The sequence below is a fragment of the Streptococcus sp. A12 genome, assembly GCF_905372335.1.
Taxonomy (GTDB): Bacteria; Bacillota; Bacilli; order Lactobacillales; family Streptococcaceae; genus Streptococcus.
On the sequence record NZ_CAJPOU010000047.1, the window covers coordinates 1 to 8,831 of the forward strand.

The 8,831-nt window shown below is 45.3% G+C and carries 5 protein-coding genes; 1 reads left to right on the forward strand and 4 read right to left on the reverse strand.

The window, feature by feature from the left end:
* Positions 1-51 precede the first annotated feature (51 nt).
* The 4 genes from QZ158_RS06595 to QZ158_RS06610 form a co-directional block, all read right to left on the reverse strand.
* Positions 52-1,698: a hypothetical protein gene (locus tag QZ158_RS06595; RefSeq protein ID WP_293886901.1), complete on the reverse strand. Its 1,647-nt coding sequence runs from the start codon at positions 1,696-1,698 to the stop codon at positions 52-54.
* On the reverse strand, positions 1,688-2,431 hold the full coding sequence (locus QZ158_RS06600; RefSeq protein WP_061564130.1) for an ABC transporter ATP-binding protein: 744 nt from the start codon (positions 2,429-2,431) through the stop codon (positions 1,688-1,690). Before QZ158_RS06600 ends, QZ158_RS06595 begins: the two co-directional genes overlap by 11 nt.
* Before the next feature lie 105 nt (positions 2,432-2,536).
* Entirely contained in the window at positions 2,537-4,111 is a 1,575-nt protein-coding gene (locus tag QZ158_RS06605; RefSeq protein WP_293886907.1) for a M20/M25/M40 family metallo-hydrolase, read from the reverse strand.
* A gap of 118 nt (positions 4,112-4,229) precedes the next feature.
* Positions 4,230-7,277: a CocE/NonD family hydrolase gene (locus QZ158_RS06610; RefSeq protein ID WP_293886903.1), complete on the reverse strand. Its 3,048-nt coding sequence runs from the start codon at positions 7,275-7,277 to the stop codon at positions 4,230-4,232.
* A gap of 473 nt (positions 7,278-7,750) precedes the next feature.
* Between QZ158_RS06610 and QZ158_RS06615 the strand changes: the two genes are divergently transcribed.
* The coding region (locus QZ158_RS06615) for an alpha-amylase (RefSeq protein ID WP_293886905.1) at positions 7,751-8,831 on the forward strand (1,081 nt) is incomplete at its 3' end.

Consider the following 8,831-nt stretch of genomic DNA (forward strand, 5'->3'; position numbering starts at 1 on the left):
ACGACGAAATCGAATTCTAACGAATTACCGATTTCTGTCCCACTCTCTTTTTTATCCACCAATTTCTTGGTTAAATTTGTAGAAAGTACCTTTATAAATAAAGTAAGTCGCTAGAGCTCCTATACCCGCAATGAGAAGATAAATCACACTAGCAATCAGGGTGGTGAAAGCCTCAGCGGATAGATAGAAGGCAAAGCCTATCAGGACTAGCATAACGATAATAAAGACGAAAATCAATAAGCCTCTCAGGGCTGCATTTCCTCTATTACGGTTCATCAGGTCTGTTACAGTCGACCAATTAGTTGTTAAGAGCTTGTAGTCACGTCTAAAAGCGATCACACTTAAACTCAAACTGGTCAAAAACCAAATCAAAAGCATGGCTAAAAGAGAGAGGGGATGGACACCAAAGTAACAGGACACCCCTACCAAAAGCACAATCGGCAAAGCAGACTGAACCGAAAAGAGAATCCAAAATTTCTTCAAACAATAGCGTTTGAAGTCAATCGGAAGGGCACGAAGATAAGCGAAATTTTCCCGTTCCAAAGAGATCCCAATACTGGTCAAGCTTTCCACAGAGTTGAAGACTCCAATCATGAAAGCAATCAGCGATAAAGGAAGGAGGTATTGGGGTGTGAGGTAGTTTTCAATTTGGAGGGAAGCTCGCGATGCCCCTAAAAACAAGCCAAATGTGAAAAGATAAGGGAAAATCGCCATCATGAAGATGACTTGCGTCAGCAAGGTACCATCACTCAGAAGCCGTTTATGATAGGAAACAGTAAAGCGATGGAAGGCCTTCTGATCTCCCACCTTCATCTGACTCACCCGCTCCTTAACCGCATGGCTGGAAGAAACCTCAAGGGCAGCATCATAAAAATGAGGCAAGACCTGACTTTTGACCAGCCAAATGAGAACCGCTAGAAGCAGAATCCAAGCCAAGATCCCAAGTAGAGCTCCTGAATCCAAAGGATTCAAGATAAAGCTATGAAAGACCTCTATCGGAGGAAAAATACTGGGTTGAGTAACCAGATCACCAGCCACCGAATGCTCTGATTGGAGCATATTAATATAGAGGTAAGCTCCAATGGAAATGAGGCTACCCAAGCCAATGATGAGGTTAGACACCAAACTCGTGTGCTTCTTAAAGATAGCTGATTTGGTAATCAGGTGGGATAAGAACAAGGTGCCTAAAAAAAGGATGGAGAGGAGAATCATGGCACAAAGAAGGCCAAGAAGGAGCCCCACCAGAATATTTCCCCCTGCTTGGATGGGCAGAATGATGAAGTAACTAATCATTGGAAGCAGGGCCATCAAGAGCACTAAAATGACCGAGATGCTCTTTCCTGCAATCACTTCTGCATCCGAAAAGGCATAGGGACGATAAAATTGCAAATCCTTGCTCTCGTAAAAGACATTGTAAAAACTCATCAAACCTTGGGATATGGCTAAGAGCGCAAAGAGCGTAATCATATTGACAAAGGGACCAGGGCTAGAGACAAAATCATTGGCACTAGAAAGTATCCCAAAAAGGAAGAGATAAAGGAGACCTATAAATATATAGGTCCGAATGGACTGGGCGGAAACATTGACCTTCCTAGTCGGATCCTTTTCCTGCTTCTTACGAAATTTCGCTAATTGGGCAGGCTGAGTCGCATAGATAATGTTGACATCGACTAGGCGACGAACCATTTTAAGACGCATCTGGACTCACCTCTTCTCTTCGACCAGCTAGTCCAAGATAAATGGACTCTAGGCTTTGTTCTGGGTGTTGCCCCTTTAATTCTTCGATGGTTCCATAAAAGATGAGGTTCCCCTTCTTCAGGATGGCAATCTTATCACAGAGTTGCTCTGCTACTTCGAGGACATGGGTAGAGAAGATGACAGTGTTGCCCTTATCCGCATGCTCCCGCATCATCTGCTTCAGATCGTAAGAGGCTTGGGGATCCAAACCAGTCATGGGCTCATCTAGAACCCAAATGTCTGGATCAGATAGAAGAGCCCCGATGACAAAGACCTTCTGGCGCATCCCATGAGAGAAAGACTCGATGACCTCATAACGATGACTAGCAAAGTCAAACAGATGCAGCAACTGCTCCAAGCGGTCATCACATTCTTGCTGGCTCATATCATAAGAAGTAGCGACCAACTCCCAAAATTCATTGGCCGTCAATCGAAGGAAGAGATCCGGTGAATCGGCTACGTAGCCAATCTTCTTCTTTATTTCCAAGCGATTACTATAGAGGTCCTTCCCATCTACTAGGATTCTACCAGTCGTTGGGGTGATGACACTGACCAGACTCTTAATGGTCGTTGATTTCCCGGCTCCATTATGGCCGATCAAGCCGACAATTTGCCCATCTTCAATGGTTAAGTTCAAATGGTTCAATGCCAGTTGACCATCGTAATCCTTGGTGACTCCTTGAAATTCAATCATAGATTCTCCTTCTCCTATTCCACTTCCCTAATGAAAGAAAGTGGTTACTTATTTTGCCTATATTTTAGTCCTCTTTTCCTCATTTGTCAATGGAAAACTTAAGTATTAAAGCAATTCATTAAAACGGTAGAGAAGGCCAAATAGATAGTTAGGGATAGTCTCCATGAGGTCCTCCCTATAGACCCTCTCCCCTCTTTGATGGAGTTCCTTGCCCCAAGGTCCTAAATTGACTGCCGGCACTTGGATCTGGGCAATTTTTTCCAGATCCAACTCGTAGACTTGAGAAGGGGTCGCCAAACTATCCAAGACAACCTGATAGCTTGCTAGCTCTCTCTCCAGGGCACAATAACTGGTGTCACAAATGCCCATGAAGTATTCCTCCACCTTCAGGGTCAGGCCACGTTTTCCTAAATAATGGCGGTAATCATCCACCAGGGTGCCAATTTTGAGACTGGTGTTTAGTAAAGAGCGACAGTTCATGGATGGGTAATAGGGTGGTGCAAAGCCAATAACGACCAATGGAGTCTTCTCCGCTAGGAAGTCTAAGTAATCTTGGATCTGCTGGATGGCAATGGCCTGATAGCTGACTCCAGCTAAGAAAGCTTGGTAGGCCCTTTGCTCACATTGCTCTTGGAAGCTTGAAAAGCCTTCCTTCTTTTGGCAACGATCCAGCAATTCTTGATAGCTGATCACCCATGGCTGAGCTATCACATGTTCTTGTCCTGCTTGATCCTGGAGGGACAGGTATTTGACATAAAACTCATCAACCGCTTCCTGGCTCAACTCTTTGATGCGTTGCAACAATTCTTGAGGAGTCTTTTTCAGATGCAGTACGCTGAAATAGCCGGCAGCATGAAGGATAGTCGATACATCATATTGATCCTTCAAATCTCGCAGATAAGACCAAGAAGGAAGAGGAGATTGCTCTCCCATCGCTTGGTCGGATAGGTCTGGATGGAGGTCCAATTTCGATGCGACTGCTATTAGGAGAGAGAGGGCGTTGATTCCTTTGAGAGGCTCCTTCATGTGGGATAAGACTCCCTGGGTGACGACGACTGGCATGAGCTTGCCGACCGTTCCGATGTGCAGGACCTTCTCCTTGTCACTAGTGACTTCAAAAGGCTCTGAATCCACCGCTAAGACATAATCCAAGTCAAACTCTTCTTTTAACCGACAAAGTAGGCCCAAGGCTCCTCTCATCCCACGTGAATAGGACTCCTCATCTCCCACGGAAAGGTAGAGGAGATTGACCTGCCCCCCTTCTGAATCGGAGGCGTAGGCTTCTAAGACACCCAGCTGAAGTGCCAAGGCTGCCTTCATGTCACAAGAACCTCGTCCGAATTGCCATTGGCCAGAATCTAGGTCATCCTGCATTTCTGATCGAAAATCAATACCCTTCAAGGCTTGAACTAGCGCCTCGGAATCCAAGGCTATAGGGGCTAGGGGACCGTAATCTTCTAAATCTACCGTATCGTGGTGGTGAAAAAGGATCACTGTCTTTTTCTTGCCTTTATCGACCAAGGCCCAATTGACACTGCGATGAAGATGGTCATTGGGAAGAGGGGAGCGACCAAAGTGCTTGGGGTGAGTCTTAAAATATGGAATAGACCCAATTCGTTGGTCTAGATAGTCTTCTATCTCCCTTTCTGTCTCGGTATTGGTAAAGCTCGGTATGGACATTGCCTCATGAAAAATGGTGGCGATTTGTTCTTGGAAATGTTCTATGGATCTCAATGGAAGCCTCCTTCTGATGGACTGGATCCTTTTTTTCTATCACCCTTTGGCGATAAGTCTGACATTATTGATCTTCTTTGCGACGGTAGACAACTTTCCACAAGCTAGTAGCAAGTACGGTTAACAAGCCATAAACTGTCCAGATATTTGCTGATTCCCCAGTTTCAGGCAAGTGAGCTTCACTTTCTTGACTGGTAGATTTATTTGCCTGTGTCAATTGAGCGATTTCTGCTTTTTGTTCCTGACGGAAATTCATTGGATCCCGTCCAACTGGTGGTTGTTGGTCTGGATGGGTAGCCAAATCCTTACCTCCATCTTCTCCTGTTGGTTCTTTCTGTGCGATTGGGAGGATCCGGTCTGCTAACCTTGCATATTCGGTATCTTTTTCACTTGGTTGGTAGCGTAATAAGAGCGACCGACTAGCTTCGACAGTTGGGATGGTTGTTGAAATAGAGTCTGTCTTGAAGGTCACTTCATATGGATCCGCAAAGTAGATATAATCCGGATCATAGGTGTGTAGGCTCAAGACCAGACGATGACCTTTTTTCACTGTATACAAGTTTGGCTGCAAGTACATGGTATAATCATGAAATTCATTTTCTTTCACATCGATAGACTGACTAGAGCTAGCAGAGTCATAACGTGAAGCTGGATTGGCCAAATTCATCCAACCACGCGCAATCACGACACTCTTGACCTTGTGAGTGGTATAGCGTTTGAGAGGTAGAGTCTCAAGATTGCTGCCGTTCCAGTAGCCTGTCTCATCGATGGTTTCTTTTTCCAGTGTGCGCGTGCTGTAACCATCTTTGTCATAAGTGATTTCTTCCTTGACCACATCAAATTCTTCGTCTGCGACATCCATCAGGGTCGCACTGACATGAGCATGCTTCTTGTCTCCTTTGACAAAAGCTGCGCTAAAATGTACCGGAATATGACCTTTGATGGTCGTATCTTGGTCAACGGTTGCTGCATAGGAAGCTGCTACTTCGGAAGAATGGAAGGCCGCATCCTGGTTACGTGTGGTCCAATTGTTTCCCGTGCCATAGTAATCACCCGTCACCGTTACCTCTTCACGCTTAGAGTAGATCCGACCTGAGATAGCTTGATCCGTATCCCATTTGTCAAAACGGTGCCACTTGCTAGGATCCAGATTGTCCTGAGCTGTTACTTGCGGGAGGTTTTCAATGCCATTTTCGATACCGTAGAGGTAATGGCTATACCAGAGGTTCATCAGGTCATTAAAGGCTTGTCCTGCCACTTCTGTTCCTGACCAACGAGTGGATGGATAGATGTGATTGCCTTGGTGGAGCAAGACCTTGGGATCAATCCCTGCCTTCTTGAAGGCTTGAACCATTAATTCGAAATGTTTAGGCTTGACGTTATCATCATTGAGCCCTTGGATAATGAGAGGTGCCGCCTTTAAGTTGCTTGCATTTAAGGTGTAGTCGCGTTTGGCATATTCTTCGTTGTAATTATGACCATCCTTGTGTTGGAGTTCATTGAGCTTGGTGATATAGGCTGCATAGTAGTCCTTAACCTTGTCCCAATCCTCCTTATCTAGGATACGACCAGAGGTATAGACAGATAACCAAGAGAGGTCATTGGAAGCTCCTGTATCAAGAGGAGATCCTTGGCTGTTAAAATGGTCATACCAACTGGCAATCCCTGCTGCTGGTACAATGGTCTTGAGCCCTTCCACACCAGTAGACGCTACACCAAATGTCGTCGTACCTGCCCAAGACAAGCCTGTCATGGCGACATTGCCGTTGGACCAGTCTGCCTTGACTTCGTGGTTGCTAGTCTTATCAGAGTAGGCTTTTCGTTTGCCGTTAAGCCACTCCACGATATTCTTGTAAGCTGCCACTTCAAGGTCTGAGCCGGTCGTATTGATTCCGTCTGATCCTTTTGATCCCAAACCACTACTGGTCACCACTGCATAGCCACGAACCAAGTAGTAATTGTACCAGTTGAGATTTTCATAGTCATAGTGTGTATAGCCATCCGAGCTTTCACGAGGATTGACATAGTACCATTCTTTTGGATTGGTCGCTTTGGCTACTTCTTCTGTCGTAACCGTTTTACTGGCTTGGCGTTTGGCAGGTGTTTCATAGAGCTTGGCCATCTCGAAGTTTCCACCTTCTTTCAGGCCAATCCCTTCTAAAGTCCGCTCTTCGGTCGTCCCTGTTACATAAGGGCTAGCTTCAAAGATACTGGCAGCCTTATAGTCCCCATTGACAGCAGCTTTTGGCACCTGTACAAAGGTCTTGACCAAGTCAGGCTTGCCATCTCCATCCGTATCATAGTCAGTTTCAACATAGACAATATATCGGACAATGTCACTCTTATCATAGGAATAATGCTCAATATCATCCCCAGGTGAAAATGGGAAAATCGGCTGTGCTCGTCCATTCAAAAAGAGAGGTTCCTTCCGCTCTGCTCTGTATGCAGTATGGAGTTTTTTTGCCACTTCCACCATGCTGGAGAGATCCGTGACCGGAGCAGAACCCTCCACTCCCTCCTTGACCATTCCTAAGCTCTTAGCAAATGCCAATCGATCTTTATCGGTAGTTCCGACTTGATTCTCCTTGGTCGAAGCCCAGTTCAAGAGCTGATTGACAGCATCTATCACAGTAGCTTCCTTCTTCACATCTTGCTCGGCTACTGGTTGACCCGTCACTTCTGAAAGTTCTCCTAGGGTCACCTTAGGAGTGTTAGATACAGGCGATGGATTTTTCTCGGCAACAGGTAGTTCTGCTGACTGAGGAGCATCACTAGAAGGCTTGACTGAGGCTTTCTCTGTAGCAACAGTCTCCTTGGTCGCAGGAGATTCATTTTCGCTTGTCGTCTTAGTCGTTGTAGGATCTGTCTCAGCAGTCGTTTGGTCCAAGCTTGTCTGACTAGCAGGATCCTCCTTAGGAGAGAGTTCACTGCTTGCTGGAACTTCATTTGAAACAGTAGAAGCTTCTGCTGTACTTGGCTGTCCCACGTGAGAGGTTAAGGCTGGTTCTTGACTATTCGCAGTCACTTCTTCAGCCTGGACATGACGCGCCAAAATAACTGGACTTATTAATAAACTTGCAAACACAATCGAAACAATGGTTGATTTTTTCATATACAAACTCCTTAAAAAAGCGTAGTTTTGAGTCGTTTTAACCGAAACGACAAAAAAAGACGAAATCATTCTTTAATAGATGCAGTAAAAACGAACCCTCCTTTCAACAACAGCATCTCCTCCTGTCAGCAAGCTAGTTTTCCTCTTATCTGGTAGTCAGCTAGCTTTCAAACGGGATAACAACTTAACTGACAGCAGGGAAGATCCTACAGACATTCCTTCCTGTCAATCAAATGATGGAGACACTTCTTCGGCTTATAGTCTCTTTTTAGACAGATTGAGCCAACTTGAACAATATCGAAAAAATAGTTCCTATTCATGAGGGCAAGTTCCCCATTTTTCTCATGCGAGAGCTCGTTTCCAGCCCATTTTTCTTTTATCCAATAAAGACAGCGTTTTCGAGAGTGCAAACCTTTGCCCTATCCTGTCATTTTTGGTAAAATAAGGCATTATTCACGAAAGATGAGAACAAAATGGAAAATCAAACCTTAATGCAATATTTTGAATGGTACTTATCCTCAGATGGCCAACACTGGTCCCGCTTAGCTACAGATGCTCCTCACCTGGCAGACTTGGGCATTCGTAAAATCTGGATGCCACCTGCTTTCAAAGCTACTTCTGCCAATGATGTCGGCTACGGTGTCTATGACCTCTTTGACCTTGGAGAATTTGACCAAAAAGGGACTGTCCGCACCAAGTATGGATTCAAAGACGACTACTTGCAAGCCATCCATGCCTTAAAAGAAGCTGGAATTCAGCCCATGGCCGATGTGGTGCTCAACCATAAGGCAGCAGCCGATGGCCTTGAAAAATTTGAAGTGGTCGAAGTGGACCCTAACGATCGGACCATCGTCTTGACTGAGCCTTTTACTATCAAGGGCTGGACCAAATTTACCTTTGATGGTCGAAATGGAGCCTACAATGACTTCCACTGGCACTGGTACCACTTCACCGGTACCGACTACGATGCTTCCCGCAATAAGAGTGGCATCTACCAAATCCAAGGGGAAAACAAAGGTTGGGCACAAGATGATCTGGTCGACAGCGAAAACGGCAACTATGATTACCTCATGTACGCTGATATCGACTTCAAACACCCAGAAGTGGTCGAAAACCTCAACCAATGGGCTGAATGGTTTATTGAAACAACTGGGGTAGAAGGCTTCCGTCTCGATGCGGTTAAACACATCGACTCCTTCTTTATGAAGAACTTCATCCAGCAAATCACGGACAAATACGGAGACGATTTCTATGTATTTGGTGAGTTTTGGAACGGGGATGAACAAAGCAACAATGACTACCTAGCCAGCATTGACTACCAGTTCGACTTAGTCGACGTTGCCCTCCACCAAAATCTCTTTAGAGCTAGCCAAGAAGGGGAAAACTTTGATTTAACCACTATTTTCAATGGTACACTCGCAAGCAATCATCCAGAAAGTGCTGTAACCTTTGTCGATAATCACGATACCCAGAGAGGACAAGCTTTAGAGTCTACTGTTGGTGAATGGTTCAAACCTGCCGCTTATGCCCTCATTCTCCTCCGCGAGGCTGGAC